Consider the following 431-nt stretch of genomic DNA (forward strand, 5'->3'; position numbering starts at 1 on the left):
TTGATAACTTCCTCGGATGTCTATCTAACTTGTTAGATATTTTGAATTTATTTTCTATATGCAGTTTTCAAGGTACATGTCGGGTTTCAGATCTTTTAAATGGTATCTGCAACCCTAGTGGGCTTAAGTGGACTCGAACCACCGACCTCACGCTTATCAGGCGTGCGCTCTAACCAGCTGAGCTATAAGCCCTTAGCCTTTTATTCAGTTACAGGCAATGGAGATGGAGAGATTCGAACTCTTGACCCCCTGCTTGCAAGGCAGGTGCTCTCCCAACTGAGCTACACCCCCAGATTCTCTGTCCATGCTAAGGGATATGAACAGATCTATATCAAATATTTTTTATTTCTTTTTAATCCGGCAGCCACCTGCTCTCCCACACCGTCTCCAGTGCAGTACCATCGGCCGATTAGGTCTTAACCATCGTGTTC

The 431-nt window shown here is 44.8% G+C and carries 2 tRNA genes; both read right to left on the reverse strand.

The window, feature by feature from the left end:
- Positions 1–118: 118 nt before the first annotated feature.
- Positions 119–192 (reverse strand) — tRNA-Ile (locus GPK60_RS09760).
- Positions 193–218: 26 nt separating this feature from the next.
- Positions 219–291, reverse strand: a tRNA-Ala gene (locus tag GPK60_RS09765).
- Positions 292–431: the final 140 nt, after the last annotated feature.

Source organism: Ruminococcus sp. MCC718, from assembly GCF_018783905.1.
Classification (GTDB): Bacteria; Bacillota; Clostridia; order Lachnospirales; family Lachnospiraceae; genus Hominisplanchenecus; species Hominisplanchenecus faecis.